This is a genomic window from Ramlibacter sp. WS9 (assembly GCF_003797765.1).
GTDB lineage: Bacteria > Pseudomonadota > Gammaproteobacteria > Burkholderiales > Burkholderiaceae_C > Ramlibacter.
In genome coordinates this window covers 22,529-37,132 of sequence record NZ_RKMB01000002.1, presented here as the reverse complement: position 1 = coordinate 37,132, position 14,604 = coordinate 22,529, and the positions used below count along the sequence as shown (strand labels likewise).

The following is a 14,604-nucleotide window of genomic DNA, read 5'->3' as shown; positions in this document are numbered from 1 at the left end:
TTGATCCCCGAATTCTGGTTCACCCAGCTCAACTACATCGGCCTGTATGCATTGGTGGTCATGGGCCTCGTGTTGCTCACGGGCGTGGCCGGCCTCACTTCGTTCGGCCAGGCCGGCTTCGTCGGTGTCGGCGCGTACACCACCGCCGTGCTCACCACGCAACTCGCCGCATCGCCCTGGCTCGCGCTGCTGCTGGGCGTGGGCATCACGGCGCTGGCGGCGGTGGTGCTGGGCTTGCTCACGCTGCGCATGTCGGGTCACTACCTGCCGCTGGCCACCATCGCCTGGTGCCTGGCGCTCAACTTCAGCATGATGAACATGAGCACGCTCGGCAAGTCCGACGGCATCCTGGGCATCCCCGCGCTGGAGCTGTTCGGCATGAGCCTGATGGACAGCCGCGCCATGTTCTGCCTGATCTGGGCGCTGGCATTGGGTGCGGCCTGGCTGCTGGCCAACCTGCTGGATTCGCGGCCCGGCCGCGCCATCCGCGCGCTCAATGGCGGGGTCACGATGGCCGAGGCCATGGGCGTTTCGACCTTTCGCTACAAGATGGTGGTGTTCGTGGTGGCGGCGGTGCTCGCAGCCGTGTCGGGCTGGCTGTTCGCGCACCTTCAGCGCACCGTCAACCCTTCACCCTTCGGGATCAAGCTGGGCATCGAATACCTGTTCATGGCGGTGATCGGCGGCGCGGGCAGCATCGGTGGTGCGTTTGCCGGCGCTGCGGCTTTCAAGCTGACCGAGCATCAGCTGCAAGGCGTGCTGCCCAAGCTGCTCGGCGAAGGCGGCAACTACGAGATGATCGTCTTCGGCGTGCTGCTGCTGGCCGTGCTGCGCTATCTGCCGCAGGGCCTGTGGCCGGAGCTGGCCCGGCGCCTGCCGCAGCGGCGGCGCAAGCGCGACTGGGAGGGCGCGGCTGCATTGCCCCAGCGCGCCAAACCGGCGCCGGGCAGCGCGCTATTGGAAGTGCGGGCCGTGCGCAAGCAGTTCGGTGGCCTGGTCGCCGTCAACGACGTGAGTTTTGAAGTGCGCGCCGGCGAGATTGTCGGCCTGATCGGCCCCAACGGCGCGGGCAAGTCCACCACCTTCAACCTGGTGTCTGGCGTGCTGCCGCTCACCGCCGGTGAAGTGCGCTTTGCCGGCGAGCGGGTCAGCGGCCTGCCCTCGCGCGAGATGGCGCGGCGCGGCATGGCCCGCACCTTCCAGCACGTCAAGATGATGGCGGACATGACGGTGCTCGAGAACGTGGCGCTGGGTGCGCACCTGCGGGCCGACAGCGGCAGCTTGCGCGCCATGGCGCGGCTGGACCGGGGCGAGGAGCGGCGCGTGCTGCGCGAGGCCGAGCGCCAGCTGGCCCGCATCGGCATGGCCGCCCACGTGCATGAGCGCGCCGGCAACCTGGCGATGGGTCCGCAGCGCCTGATGGAGATCGCGCGTGCGCTGTGCGCCGACCCGTCCCTGCTGTTGCTCGATGAACCGGCTGCCGGCCTGCGGCTCAAGGAGAAGCAGGCGCTGGCGGCGGTGCTGCGACAACTCAAGGCCGAGGGCATGAGCCTGCTGCTGGTGGAACACGACATGGATTTCGTCATGAACCTCACCGACCGCATCGTGGTGATGGAGTTCGGCACCCGCTTGATCGAAGGCACGCCGGCTGAGGTGCAGGCCAGTCCCGCGGTGCGCGCCGCCTACCTGGGCATGGAGCATTGATGGCAACCCCATTATTGGAAGTGACGCAGCTGCATGCAGGCTACGGCCGTGCAGAAGTGCTGAGTGGGCTGGACCTGCGCGTCGCGGCGGGCGCCGTGGTCACGGTGGTCGGACCCAACGGCGCGGGCAAGTCGACGCTGCTCAACGCGCTGATGGGCGTGCTGCCGGCGAGCGGTGACATCCGCTTCGAGGGCGCGTCGGTCGCCGCGGCTTCGCTGGAGGAGCGGGTGGAGCGCGGTATCGCGCTGGTGCCCGAAACGCGTGCCTTGTTCGCCACGATGAGTGTCGAAGACAACCTGATCCTGGGCGGCTTCCGGCACCGCAAGCAGGGCGCGGCGCAGCGGCGTGCCGGCATCGAGCAGGTCTGGGACACCTTTCCACGGCTCAAGGAGCGGCGCGGCCAGGCGGCCGGCACGCTGTCGGGCGGGGAGCGCCAGATGCTGGCGATCGGCCGCGCGCTGGTGGGCCGGCCGCGGCTACTGATGCTCGACGAACCGAGCCTGGGCCTGGCGCCGCTGGTGGTCAAGGACATCTTCCGCGTGATCGAACGGCTCCGTGCCACCGGCGTGGCTATCCTGCTGGTGGAGCAGAACGCGCGCGCGGCGCTGGAAGTCGCCGACCACGGCTACGTGCTGGAGACCGGCAAGGTGACGCTGGAAGGGCCCGCCCGCGAGCTGGCCGGCGACGCCCGGGTGATCGACGCCTATCTGGGCGCCGCTGCACAGGCATGACAGAATCATGGCTTTCAGCCGGAGGATCCTCCATGAAAGCGCTTCACCTTCTCGTCGCCGCCGGCATGGTGGCTTTCGTCGGCACCGCCAACGCCCAGAACCTCAAGCCCGGCCTCTGGGAAATCACCAACAAGATGCAGACCGCCGGCGGCCAGATGGAGCAGCAGATGGCGGACATGCAAAAGCAGATGGCCGCCATGCCGCCCGAGCAGCGCAAGATGATGGAAGAGATGATGGCCCAGCGCGGCATGAAGATGGGCGGCGGGGCCGGCGGCGGCATGGCCATCAAGATCTGCCTGACCAAGGAGATGGTCGAGAAGAACGAACTGCCCGCGCAGCAGGGCGATTGCAAGACGACTCAGCAGTCGCGCACCGGCAACTCCATGAAGATGGCGTTTGCCTGCACCAACCCGCCTTCCAGCGGCGAGGGCCATGTGGTGTTTACCAGCCCGGAAGCCTACCATTCGAAAATGGTGATCACCACGGCAGTGCAGGGCAAGCCTGAAAAGATCACTTCGGAGGGCAATGGTAAGTGGCTGGGCGCCGACTGCGGCACCATCAAGCCGATGATGCCGCCGAAGAAGTAGGCGGCGCCGGCCACAAACCGCGCGGGCGCAGCAGCATGGTGACGATCATCGTCAGCGCGATCAGCAAGGGGCGCAGGACGCCGGCATCGAGCCGGCCGTCGGTCATGGCCTGCAGCGGCCCGGCGACGTAGCGCAGCACCTCCGGCAGCGCCGCCAGCAAAATGGCGCCCAGGACGACACCCGGGATGTGGCCGATGCCGCCCAACACCACCATGGCCACGATGATCACGGACTCCTGCAGGCTGAAGGATTCGGGCGACACGAAGCCCTGGAAGGCGCCGAACATCGCGCCGGTCACGCCGCCGAAACTCGCGCCGATGCCGAAGGCCAGCAGCTTCATGTTGCGCGTGTCGATGCCCATCGCCTTGGCGGCGTCCTCGTCGTCGCGAATGGCCATCCAGGCGCGGCCGATGCGCGAATGCTGCAGGCGGCCGCAGACGATCACGGTGAGGACGGTGAGTGCCAGGAACAGGTAGTAGTACAGCGTGACCGAGTTCAGCTGGTAGCTGCCCAGCGGCAGCGGCCGGCCCAGCTCCAGGCCGAAGATCGCGATCGAATCGATCGGGCCCAGTCCCTTGGCACCGTCGGTGATATTGACCGGATGGCCCAGGTTCACGAGCAGGATGCGCACGATTTCCCCGAAGCCCAGTGTCACGATGGCCAGGTAGTCGCCGCGCAGCCTCAGCGTGGGCGCGCCCAGCAGCACGCCGAGAGCGGCTGCCAGCACGGCGCCAAGCGGAATGACGAACCACCAGGGCGCATGCAGGCCCGCCGGAAACAGCACGGCGATCCAGGCGAAATGCTCGGTCAGGTGCGGCGAGGCGAGCAGCGCGAACAGGTAGGCACCCATGGCATAGAAGGCCACGTAGCCCAGGTCCAGCAAGCCGGCATAGCCCACCACGACGTTCATGCCCAGCGCCAGCATCACGTACAGCAGGCAGGTGTCGGCGATCCGGACCCAGTGGTCGCCGAAGCATTGCAGCAGCAGGGGCAGCAGCAACAGCGCGGCCGTGGACAGCCATTTCGCCCGGTTGGCGGTTCGATGGGTTTTGTGCATCGACCAAGGCTAAACTGGCGCTAATCAACCGAAAAGAGGCGGCATATCCGATCAGAGCGGAATAAATCTCCGCAATGGCTCGGTCGCTCACGCACATGGACAAGCTCACCGGCCTGCTGGCTTTCGTGAGGACGGCCGACCTCGGCAGCTTCGTTGCCGCCGGCCGGTCGCTGGAGGTGTCTGCGTCGGCCATCGGCAAAAGCGTGGCCCGGCTCGAGCAGGACGTGGGTGTGCGGCTCCTGCAGCGCAGCACCCGGCGGATGCAGCTGACGACCGAGGGGCGCCTGTTCCACGAGCGCTGCCGGCGCATCCTCGACGACCTGGACGATGCCCAGGCGATGCTCTCGCGCGCCACGCAGCTGCCGCGCGGAAGGTTGCGAGTGAGCGCGCCTGTGGTCGGCTACCATTTCCTGCTGCCTGTGATCCCGGACTTCCTCGCGCGCTACCCGGAGGTGGAGCTCGACATCAATTTCACCGACCGTGCCGTCGACCTGATCGATGAAGGCGTCGATGTCGCGATCCGCAGCGGCGAGCTGCCGGACTCCGGTTTCGTGTGCCGGCCCCTGCAGCCGTTTCGCCTGCTGCTGTGCGCGTCGAAGGCCTACCTGGCACGAAACGGAATGCCGTCGACTTCCAGCGAGCTGGGGCAGCACTCGGCGGTCCGCTTTCGGCACCCGAGTTCGGGCAAGTTGCTGGACTGGCCGATGCTGCAGTCCCCGGACGGCGCGCAAACCTATCCGCGCACGGTGCTCGCCTGCAACAACATCGAGGCGGTCTTCGGCGCGGCGCTGCGCGGTGTGGGCATCGCGTGCATGCCGGACTTCCTGGCGCGCGAAGCGCTTGCCGATGGCCGGCTCCAGAGTGTTCTTGACGGGCAGGCCGCCGTCGCCGGCCGGTACATGGCGCTGTGGCCATCGAGCCGGCACCTGTCACCCAAGGTGCGCGTGTTCGTCGATCACTTGGGCGCTACGCTGTCCGCGCCATGACGTGTCCCGAAGATCGCCGTGCCCACCCGCACCATCGTGCTGCCGGCCGCGATCGCGGCTTCGAGGTCGGCCGTCATGCCCATCGACAGGGTGTCCAGCGCGAGGCCGGCCTCTCGCAGTTCGCCCTGCAGCTCTTCGAATAACGCTTTCGCCTTCAGGTGCACGGCTTTCTGCGCCGCGAAGCCGGCGGCCGGCTCGGGGATGGTCATGAGGCCCCGCAGCTTGAGACGCGGCAGGCGCGCCACTTCCCGGGCCAGTTCCAGCACTTCACCCGGTGCCACGCCGGCCTTCGTGGCACCGCTGTCGACATTGACCTGGATGCAGACCTGTAACGCAGACAAGCTCTCGGGGCGCTGTTCGGACAGTCGCTGCGCGACTTTCAACCGGTCGATCGTGTGCGCCCAGTGGAAATGCGTGGCCACCAGCCGCGTCTTGTTGCTCTGGATCGGGCCGATGCAATGCCATTCCAGCGGGAGATCCGCGAGGAGGGCGATCTTCTCCACCGCCTCCTGGATGTAGTTCTCACCGAAGGCCACCTGGCCCGCCGCGAAGGCCTCGCGCACGGCATCGGGGCCGAACGTTTTGGAGACGGCGAGCAACGCGACTTCGTTCACTTGGCGTTGTGCACCTGCACAAGCCGCTGCCATCCGCTCGCGAACACGCTGGAGGTTGGTACGAATCGTGGTCATAATTACCCGGTAGAGGCCGACGCGCGGGCGCGCGGCTCACCTATTGTCGCTGTTCGAGCCGACGCTGGAGGCGCGGGCTCAACTGCGACACCGGGACAGGAATAGCTAAAAGGACTTTTGTGGATATCACTCAGTTGCTGGCGTTCAGCGTGAAGAACAAGGCATCGGACTTGCACCTGTCGGCGGGGCTGCCGCCCATGATCCGCGTCCACGGCGACGTGCGCCGAATCAACGTCGAGCCTCTGGACCACAAGGCGGTGCACGCCATGGTGTATGACATCATGAACGACACCCAGCGCAAGAACTACGAAGAGTTCCTCGAAGTCGACTTCTCGTTCGAGATCGACGGGCTGGCGCGCTTCCGGGTGAATGCGTTCAATCAGAACCGCGGCGCGGGTGCGGTGTTTCGGACGATTCCGTCCAAGATTCTGTCGCTCGAGCAGCTCAACGCACCGAAGATCTTCGGCGAACTCGCGCTCAAGCCTCGCGGCATGGTGCTGGTGACAGGCCCCACGGGCTCGGGCAAGTCCACCACGCTGGCCGCGATGGTCAACTACCTCAACGAAACCGAGTTCGGCCACATCCTCACGGTGGAAGATCCGATCGAGTTCGTCCACGAGTCCAAGAAGTGCCTGGTCAACCAGCGCGAAGTGGGGCCGATGACGCTGTCTTTCGCCGCGGCGCTTCGCTCCGCGCTGCGGGAGGACCCGGACTGTATCCTGGTGGGCGAAATGCGAGACCTGGAAACGATTCGCCTGGCCATGACGGCCGCGGAAACGGGCCACCTGGTGTTCGGCACGCTGCACACGTCCAGCGCGGCCAAGACCATCGACCGGATCATCGACGTGTTCCCGGCGGAAGAAAAGGAAATGATCCGCGCCATGCTGTCGGAGTCGCTGCAGGCGGTGATCTCGCAGACGTTGTGCAAGACCAAGGACGGCGCCGGACGCGTGGCGGCACACGAGATCATGGTCGGCACGTCGGCCATCCGCAACCTGATCCGCGAGGCCAAGGTGGCGCAGATGTATTCGGCCATCCAGACCGGCAACAACTTCGGCATGCAGACGCTGGACCAGAACCTGGCAGACCTCGTCAAACGCAACGTCATCAGCCCGGGCGAGGCGCGCGGCAAGGCCAAGATTCCGGAAAACTTCCCGGGCTAGGGAAGAAGAAAAAACGGAGGAGCAGGATGAAAGGTGTTCTCGATCTCTTGCGGCGCTCCACGCCTCAGGGCGAAGACGACAAGACCGATTCGGTCCTGTTTACCAGCGCATTTGCCGACCAGGGCGTCGACCCGGCCATGCTGGCGCCATGGGAGGCGCGAGCCAACGAAGTCGGCGCCAAACGCGCGCCCGCGGCCCGCGGCCTGAAGCTGCTGCAGGCGCTGTGGTCCAAGGACAAGTACATGAGCCGGCTCGGCCCCGATGCCGTCCGGCAAATGGAGAAGTACTTCGAGTTCGCCGTGGTCGCGGCTGACCGCGACGTGATCCGGCAGGACGAGTACGGCAACTTCATGATCGTTTTGCTGACGGGCACCATCGCGGTCGACCGCCTGCAACCCTGGGGCGAGCGCCTTCGCCTGACCGAAGCGCGGCCCGGGGATATCCTGGGCGAGATGTCGCTGCTCGACAGCGGGCAACGCTTCTCGCTGTGCGCGACGCTGACAGAATGCGAGATCGCGGTGCTGGGCGCACAGGCGTTGGATGAAATGATGACTGCCGATCCGCAGTTGGCCGCAAGCCTGGTCGCGCTGCTGGCGCGCAAGCTCTCGACGCGCCTGCGCGTCGTTGGCGCGCGCCTGTCGGACCGCCAGACCTGACCAGAATACAGAACCCTAGCGAAGGACCGCCATGGAACGCGACCAGGCCACAAAATTCATCAACGACCTGCTCAAGCTGATGGTCAGCCGCAACGGCAGCGACCTGTTCATCACCAGCGAATTTCCGCCGGCCATCAAGGTCGACGGCAAGGTCACCAAGGTGTCGCCGCAGCCTCTCAACGCCGGCCACACGCTGGCGCTGGCGCGCTCGATCATGAACGACAAGCAGGCCGCGGAGTTCGAGCGCACCAAGGAATGCAACTTCGCGATTTCGCCGGCGGGCATCGGCCGGTTCCGTTGCAATGCCTTCGTGCAGCAAGGCAAGGTGGGGCTGGTGATGCGGGTGATCCCACAGGTGCTGCCGACCATCGACGGCCTGGGCATGCCGCAGGTGCTGAAAGACGTCGTGATGTCAAAGCGCGGGCTCACGATTTTGGTGGGTGCCACCGGTTCGGGCAAGTCGACCACGTTGGCTTCCATGATCGACTGGCGCAACGAGAATTCGCATGGCCACATCATCACCATCGAGGACCCGGTGGAGTTCGTGCACCCGCACAAGAACTGCGTCGTCACCCAGCGAGAAGTGGGGTTGGACACCGACACCTGGGAGTCGGCACTGAAGAACACGTTGCGCCAGGCGCCCGACGTCATCCTGATGGGCGAAATCCGCGACCGCGAAACCATGGAGCACGCCATCGCCTTCGCCGAAACCGGCCACCTGTGCATGGCCACGCTGCACGCCAACAGCGCCAACCAGGCGCTTGACCGCGTGATCAACTTCTTCCCCGAAGAGCGGCGCGCGCAGCTGCTGATGGACCTTTCTCTCAACTTGAAGGCCTTCATCTCGCAGCGCCTCCTGCCCAAGCAGGACGGCAAGGGCCGGGCCGCGGCGGTGGAGATCATGCTGAATTCGCCGCTCATCTCCGACCTGATCTTCAAGGGCGAGGTTTCCGAGATCAAGGAGATCATGAAGAAGAGCCGGCAGATGGGCATGCAGACCTTCGACCAGTCGCTGTTCGACATGTACGAGAACAACATCGTCACCTACGAAGACGCGCTGCGCAACGCCGACTCGGTGAACGACCTGCGGCTGCAGATCAAGCTCAATTCGCAGCGCGCGAAGAGCTCCGACCTGTCGGCCGGTACGGAGCATTTGGCCATTGTTTAACTACAAAAACGCTTTGCGTTTTCAAAGTTGTTTGATCAGATGAAAAAGCCGGGGGAACCCCGGCTTTTTCATGGGGCGGCCGTCCTGCGCGTTGCTTCGTGCGGCCAGTGCCCCTGCGGGGGGTGTTGCGGCCGGCGCAAAGATGTTTTGCGCGGCGCGGCGTTTCGCACCTGCGGCGCGGCGGGCAGAGTGTGGCCTTCTTTCAAGGAGAACTCCATGCCCTATGTCCGTATTGAACTGCCGCCCGTTGTTTCGAAAGAAGCCGCCCACCGCATTGGCGACGCCGTGCACGAGGCGATGGTCGAGACCATCGCCGTCCCGCCGGACGATAAATTCCAGCTGATCACCCAGCACCCGGCCGGCGCCATTGTGTGCACCCCGGAATACCTGGGCGTGAAGCACACGGAGCGCGCCCTTTTCATCCAGATATTCCTGGCGCCGGGCCGCACGCTGCAGCAAAAGCGGGCCCTCTACGCGATGGTGGCCAGAGACGTGGCGCGGGCCGCGGATGTGAGCCCGTCGGACGTGCTCATCAGCCTGGTGGAAACGCTGCGCGAGAACTGGTCCTTCGGCGACGGCATCGCGCACTACACGCTGTAAGCGTGCGCCTAAAATTGCTCCTTCATCCCCAGGAGCAGTAACGCATGCCTTCCACCAACGCCAAGACCTACGAATCCACCGCGCCGCGCAAAGTCGCCTTCCTCGGCCTCGGCGTGATGGGCTTCCCGATGGCGGGCCACCTCGCACTGGCCGGCCATGACGTGGTCGTCTACAACCGCAGCCCCGCCAAGTCGCAGGCCTGGACCGGCGAGTTCAAGGGCAACTCGGCGGCCACACCGCGTCAAGCCGCCGCCGGCCGGGACTTCGTGTTCTGCTGTGTGGGCAACGACGACGATCTGCGTTCGGTCACGCTCGGCGAGGACGGCGCATTCGCGGGGATGAAAGCCGGTTCGGTGTTCGTCGACCACACCACGGCGTCGGCCGACGTGGCGCGCGAGCTCTACGCCAAGGCCAAGGAGCTCGGCCTGCAATCCGTCGACGCGCCCGTGTCGGGCGGCCAGGCCGGTGCGCAGAACGGCATGCTCACGGTGATGTGCGGCGGCGAGCCGGCGGGCTTCGATGCGGCCAGGCCGGTCGCTATGGCCTATGCCCGCGCCATGACGCTGCTCGGCGGCGCCGGCGCGGGCCAGCTGGCCAAGATGGTGAACCAGATCGCCATTGCCGGGCTCGTGCAGGGCCTGTCGGAAGCGATCGCCTTCGGCGACAAGGCGGGGCTGGACATGCTGCAGGTGCTGGACGTCATCGGCAAGGGTGCGGCGCAGAGCTGGCAGATGGACAACCGCGGCAAGACCATGATCGAAGGCAAATTCGACTACGGCTTCGCGGTGGACTGGATGCGCAAGGACCTGGGTCTCGCGCTGGAGGAAGCCAAGCGCAATGGCGCACGGCTGCCGGTGACGGCGCTGGTCGACCAGTTCTATTCCGATGTGCAGGCGATGGGCGGCAAGCGCTGGGACACTTCCAGCTTGATCAAGCGGTTGAAGTAGGGCTGTATCACTGCGAACTCGGATCCGCAATCCAAGACTCCGAATCCACTTTGGTGCTCGACGAGCGGGGCGGCAACGCCGTGCATGGCCGGGCCGCGGCGCGATGGCTACGGCGTCCGGCATCGCTTGCTTGCGCAAGCTCCTGCCGCATTCCCCGCGCTGGACGGTCTTGCGGCCCGCGCGGCACAACTCGCCTCCGCTTTGCTGCGACTCAAACAGGTGCCGCGAGCATGAGACGGTCGCGTCGCAAGCGACGCTGGGCCGCAAGACCGTCCACCGCGGGCGCCTGAGCTTTATTCGCGCCGCGGCCCGGCCATGCACGGCGTTGCAGTGAAATGGTGGCGTGCGGCGCAGGCGTGCCGAGATCCTGGCGGACGACCAAAGCGGTGGCCTTCCACCGGGGGCGCGCCAACAGTGTCTCTGCGAAGCTGTGCGTGGGCGGGCTGCGGCGCGAGTAAAGCACAGGCGCTTGCGGCGGGTGACCCCGCGACCCAGCACGGCTTTCAGCCGTGCGACCGTTTCATGCTCGCGGCACCTGTTTGAGCAGGAGCGAAGCGGAGGCGAGTTGTGCCGCGCGGGTCGCGGGGTCTCCCGGCGCAAGGGATTCGGCAGGAGCGTGCGGCAGCAAGCGATGCCGGACGCCGTAGCCATCGCGCCGCAGCCCGCCCATGCACAGCTTCGCCGCGCGGCCTACGAACACAAAAAGGGAATTCATGGATTGCGGATCGAGCCCGCAATGACAACCGGTCCGGCTAGCGGCGAACGCTCGCTGGACCGAGTGGCGGCAAAGCCGTCGGCGATGTCGACGAGGGTGCCGTGGTTGGCGACGTCGTCGTCACCGGAGCGGGCGTCAACGGTGCAGGAGCGGGGACCATTGCCGGTGCAGCCGCGGGGGCCGCAGCCGGCGCTGTTGCCGGCCTGGACGACTGGGGCAGTGGGTTCAGGCGACGCAGCTCTTCCTCGCTGAGGATTTCGAAGATTCGCACGACGCGCTGCACGCCGCCGATGTTGCGCGTGATCTGCGTGGCCTTGTCGGCTTCGCGCTGCGTCACGCGGCCCATGAGGTAGACGACGCCGCGCTCGGTCACGACCTTGAAGGCGCCGACGTACAGGTCCGAGGCATCGACGAGCGAGGCTTTGACCTTGCCGGTGATCAGCACGTCGTTGGAGCGCGCCGACAGCGCGGTGTTGCCCATGACGGCGAGATCGTTGACGACGCCCTTGACGTTGTCGACCCTGCTGACGATCTGCTCGGCCAATTGCTTGTCCTGCTCGTTGGGCACCTCGCCCGTCAGCAGCACCTGGCGGTTGTAGCTGTTGATGTTGACGTGGGCCCGGTCGCCCAGCGCCTCGCGCAGGCGGCTGCCCGAGCGCAGCTCGATGCCTTCGTCTTCCAGCTGGGCACCCGAGGTGCGGCGGTCGAAGGTGACCATCGCACCGACAGCGGCGCCGCCGATGATCAGCGGCGCGCACGCAGACAAGCTGGCCGCAAGCAGCGCTGCAGCCAGGGCCGAGACCAGCAGGGAAGGGCGGTTCAATTTCATGTGGGGGTTTCCTGTTCTCCGAGGAGTTGTGCGTCGACGCCGTCGCAGATGCAGTGCAGCGCCAGGATGTGCACTTCCTGGATGCGGGCGGTGCGCTCGTGCGGCACGCAGATGTGGACGTCGGTTTCGCGCAGCGCGTGGGTCATCTTGCCGCCGCCACGCCCGGTAAGCGCCACCACGGTCATCTCGCGCTCGTGCGCCGCCTCGATGGCGGCCAGCACGTTGGCGGAGTTGCCGCTGGTGGACAGCGCCAGCAGCACGTCGCCGGGTTGGCCCAGCGCGCGCACTTGTTTCGAAAAGATACGCTCGAAATCGTAGTCGTTGGCGATGGCCGTGAGGATGGAGCTGTCGGTCGTCAAGGCGATCGCGCCGAGCTCGGGGCGCTCGCGCTCGAAGCGTCCGACGAACTCCGCCGAGAAATGCTGGGCGTCGGCGGCGGACCCGCCGTTGCCGCAGGCCAGCACCTTGCCGCCGCTGGTGACGCACGCCAGCATCGCCTGCACGGCCGCCGCGATCGGCTTGCTCAAGATTTGCGCGGCCTGGTATTTCAGGTCGGCGCTGTCGATGAAGTGTTGTTGGATGCGTTGTTCGAGCATAGCTGCGCCATGATAACGGGTGCCGGTGGCGCCGGACCCGCAGGCGCAGCTGTTCGCCGAAGCGGCGCCCTAGGAGGGCAGCGATGCCATCGGCATCAGTGGGCAGGGCAAGGTCGGCTGGTAGGCCCTCGAATGCGCCTCGTGCTCGCCGTCCGCATCCCACGAGGCAGCAAACTCCGCCAGGTTGGACGCCTTTCTTTGCTCCTGGGTCGCCGCTTGCGCAACATGACTGCGCAAGCCCGCAATCTGCAAACGCGCGATCTGCAGCGCGATGTCCGACGCTTCGTCGGCGCTGGCCCATGCACCCGCGACCGTCCGCCCCAACACAGGTGCGGACGTCGCGTCAGGGCTCGTGCCGTTCGCGTAGATCTGATACGAAGCGGAAAAGCTGCCCTGCGGTCCGTCGGCTTGCACGACCGACACCACGACGCGACAACCGTTGAACGGGCCAAACATCAAGTCCATAAATACCTCCATGCCGCGAGTTTGCAACTGGGTGCAACAGGACGGAATAGGTCGATTTCTTAAGCAGCCTCAGCGAATGGAGCGCGGCCGACCCTTTCAGCGCGTCGGGACAACCTTGGCCGCGCCGTTCTCGTCGATGTCGTAGGAGTTGAAAATTTCGGCCGGCGAACGGGTTTCCGGCAGCACGTACACGATACCGGCACCGCCCTTGAACGCCGGGATCACGACCTGATCGAAGAACTTGACGGGCACGTTGATGCAGCCGTAAGTGATGCGGCGGTCCGCCGGCGTTTGACTCGCGAGGCGCTGCAGGCGGCGCTCTTTCGGGGCGGTCGCGATGACGCGATGCAACGCGACTGCGGAGTCGTAGTCGACCCAGAGAATCTCGTCGCCGTTCAGGCTGCGCTCCATCGACGCGGCGAAACGCCCCGCCGGTGTGGTTCGCTCTTCCGGACGGATGGTGGACAGCTTCCGGTTGCCGATCCCGGGGACTGTGTGATCGCCCTGCGCCAGGCCGAGCAGTGCAGGAGCGGCGCCGAGCAATTTTCCCTGCCCGTCGAACACGAACACGCGCGAGTCGCGCTTGTCCACGATGACGAACGGCGCTGCTTTGTGGTCCGCGGAATGCACGGCCCAGTTGGCGACATGCAGCGCATCGGCGCTCGGGCGCTCGGAGCCGAAGCTGGCGTATTGCGCGGCGGCGGGAGCGGCGCCGAAAAAAAGAAAAGCAACCACCACGAGGCCCGCGAGCCGCGTGAGGGTTGCTGATGCTCCATGCAGTCGCGTCACGCCTGCTGCTGCGCGAGGCGCTTTAGTTGCGGTAAGGCTTGGCCGGACGCGGTTCCGGCGCCATCACGGGCGCGGGTGCCGGTGCCGGGGGTGCCACGTACACAGGTGCGGGCGGAGGCGGCGGTGCCACAGCCATCGGTGCCGGTGCCGGCGCCGGGGCGACGTACACGGGCGCGGGCGCCACGTAGGCGGTGCGCACCGGCGCGGCGCCGAAGCGGTAGACCAGGCCGACCGAAACCATGTCGACGTGGTCCTTGTTGCGGAAGGCGTCTTTGACGTGGTAGCGCTCGGCCTCCACGCGCATGGCCAGCGAAGGCGTGAAGTCGTACATCACGCCGACGCCGTACTTCGCATTGGTGCTGCGGGCGCTGGACGTGCCGAGCGGTACGGCGGCGGCGCCGGTGGAGCTGTACGAGCTCGACGCACGGCTGGACGTGACGCCGACGCGGCCGATGGCGGAGAACTTCTCGGTGAAGGGCACGATGCCGATCAGGTCGAGGTTCACGCCCTTGTAGCCCACATCGCCAGTCTGGCTGCCCAGGGGCAGCGTGCGGGCGGTGTAGCCGAAGCTGCCCAGGTCGAAGTAGCCGCCTTCGATGGCGAAGTTGCGGTTGAGTTGGTAGCCGCCGAACAACTTGTAGCCGCGGTCATGGCCGGTGTTCTCGATGGAGGTCGTGGTGAGGCCCTGGGCCGCGAGCCCGTTGACGATGGCCGCGTCGTCGGTGCCCTGGTTGGTGCGGCCGATGTTGCCGCCGAGGTACCAGCCGCTGGTGTTCTGGTTCTGGGCCAGGGCCGCCGGGGCGGCGAATGCCGCCAGGGTGGCCAGGCCGAGTGCGGCCGAGGTGCTCAGGTATTTCATGGATCGATTCTTCAAGTGGAGAGGGTTGGGGTTGACTGCGTTGCAGCTGGGCAGCTTCGCCGC

17 protein-coding genes are annotated in these 14,604 nt (G+C 66.3%); 9 read left to right on the top strand and 8 right to left on the bottom strand.

All coding sequences use genetic code 11. From position 1 onward, the window contains the following. The 3 genes from EEB15_RS03075 to EEB15_RS03065 are packed head-to-tail and all read left to right on the top strand — an operon-like array spanning position 1 to position 3,022. A complete protein-coding gene (locus EEB15_RS03075; RefSeq protein ID WP_370283306.1) occupies positions 1-1,704 on the top strand; it encodes an ATP-binding cassette domain-containing protein in 1,704 nt (567 codons plus the stop codon). After that, on the top strand, positions 1,704-2,435 hold the full coding sequence (locus tag EEB15_RS03070; protein WP_141508074.1) for an ABC transporter ATP-binding protein: 732 nt from the start codon (positions 1,704-1,706) through the stop codon (positions 2,433-2,435). The genes EEB15_RS03075 and EEB15_RS03070 overlap by 1 nt, the downstream gene beginning before the upstream one ends. Positions 2,436-2,467: 32 nt before the next feature. Continuing rightward, entirely contained in the window at positions 2,468-3,022 is a 555-nt protein-coding gene (locus EEB15_RS03065) for a DUF3617 domain-containing protein (RefSeq protein ID WP_141508073.1), read from the top strand. On the opposite strand, the gene EEB15_RS03060 is transcribed toward EEB15_RS03065, so the two are convergent. Further along, entirely contained in the window at positions 2,994-4,079 is a 1,086-nt protein-coding gene (locus EEB15_RS03060) for a branched-chain amino acid ABC transporter permease (protein ID WP_141508072.1), read from the bottom strand. The genes EEB15_RS03065 and EEB15_RS03060 overlap by 29 nt on opposite strands. Before the next feature lie 95 nt (positions 4,080-4,174). Here EEB15_RS03060 and EEB15_RS03055 point away from each other — a divergent pair, with 95 nt between their 5' ends. Then, a complete protein-coding gene (locus EEB15_RS03055) occupies positions 4,175-5,065 on the top strand; it encodes a LysR family transcriptional regulator (protein ID WP_141508585.1) in 891 nt (296 codons plus the stop codon). Here EEB15_RS03055 and EEB15_RS03050 read toward each other — a convergent pair. Then, complete coding sequence (locus EEB15_RS03050; RefSeq protein ID WP_141508071.1) at positions 5,035-5,754, bottom strand: YggS family pyridoxal phosphate-dependent enzyme; 720 nt, start codon at positions 5,752-5,754, stop codon at positions 5,035-5,037. The two genes, EEB15_RS03055 and EEB15_RS03050, sit on opposite strands and share 31 nt — an antisense overlap. A gap of 119 nt (positions 5,755-5,873) precedes the next feature. Here EEB15_RS03050 and EEB15_RS03045 point away from each other — a divergent pair, with 119 nt between their 5' ends. The 5 genes from EEB15_RS03045 to EEB15_RS03025 all read left to right on the top strand — a co-directional run bounded on the left by EEB15_RS03045 (position 5,874) and on the right by EEB15_RS03025 (position 10,288). Further along, positions 5,874-6,917 (top strand): type IV pilus twitching motility protein PilT, encoded by a 1,044-nt coding sequence (locus tag EEB15_RS03045; RefSeq protein ID WP_141508070.1) that lies wholly within the window; start codon positions 5,874-5,876, stop codon positions 6,915-6,917. Positions 6,918-6,943: 26 nt separating this feature from the next. After that, entirely contained in the window at positions 6,944-7,573 is a 630-nt protein-coding gene (locus EEB15_RS03040; protein ID WP_141508069.1) for a cyclic nucleotide-binding domain-containing protein, read from the top strand. A 31-nt stretch (positions 7,574-7,604) separates the two neighbouring features. Next, positions 7,605-8,741, top strand: a complete 1,137-nt coding sequence (locus tag EEB15_RS03035; protein ID WP_141508068.1) for a PilT/PilU family type 4a pilus ATPase — start codon at positions 7,605-7,607, stop codon at positions 8,739-8,741. Between the two features lie 216 nt (positions 8,742-8,957). Then, on the top strand, positions 8,958-9,341 hold the full coding sequence (locus EEB15_RS03030) for a tautomerase family protein (RefSeq protein WP_141508067.1): 384 nt from the start codon (positions 8,958-8,960) through the stop codon (positions 9,339-9,341). A gap of 44 nt (positions 9,342-9,385) precedes the next feature. Further along, positions 9,386-10,288 (top strand): NAD(P)-dependent oxidoreductase, encoded by a 903-nt coding sequence (locus EEB15_RS03025; RefSeq protein ID WP_141508066.1) that lies wholly within the window; start codon positions 9,386-9,388, stop codon positions 10,286-10,288. 520 nt (positions 10,289-10,808) lie between these two features. Here the strand turns inward: EEB15_RS03025 and EEB15_RS03020 are convergent. From EEB15_RS03020 to EEB15_RS02995, 6 genes are all read right to left on the bottom strand, one after another. Continuing rightward, positions 10,809-11,003: a hypothetical protein gene (locus EEB15_RS03020; RefSeq protein WP_141508065.1), complete on the bottom strand. Its 195-nt coding sequence runs from the start codon at positions 11,001-11,003 to the stop codon at positions 10,809-10,811. 37 nt (positions 11,004-11,040) lie between these two features. Beyond that, positions 11,041-11,832, bottom strand: a complete 792-nt coding sequence (locus EEB15_RS03015; protein ID WP_141508064.1) for a BON domain-containing protein — start codon at positions 11,830-11,832, stop codon at positions 11,041-11,043. Beyond that, the gene (locus EEB15_RS03010; RefSeq protein ID WP_141508063.1) at positions 11,829-12,428 is read right to left on the bottom strand and encodes a phosphoheptose isomerase; all 600 of its coding nucleotides are present in this window, start codon (positions 12,426-12,428) and stop codon (positions 11,829-11,831) included. Before EEB15_RS03010 ends, EEB15_RS03015 begins: the two co-directional genes overlap by 4 nt. A gap of 69 nt (positions 12,429-12,497) precedes the next feature. Then, a complete protein-coding gene (locus EEB15_RS03005) occupies positions 12,498-12,893 on the bottom strand; it encodes a hypothetical protein (RefSeq protein ID WP_141508062.1) in 396 nt (131 codons plus the stop codon). A gap of 96 nt (positions 12,894-12,989) precedes the next feature. Then, a complete protein-coding gene (locus tag EEB15_RS03000) occupies positions 12,990-13,682 on the bottom strand; it encodes a hypothetical protein (RefSeq protein ID WP_199236444.1) in 693 nt (230 codons plus the stop codon). Positions 13,683-13,704: 22 nt separating this feature from the next. After that, positions 13,705-14,541 carry an outer membrane beta-barrel protein gene (locus EEB15_RS02995; RefSeq protein WP_141508061.1) on the bottom strand — a complete coding sequence of 279 codons (837 nt, stop codon included), beginning with the start codon at positions 14,539-14,541 and terminating at the stop codon, positions 13,705-13,707. Positions 14,542-14,604 lie beyond the last annotated feature (63 nt).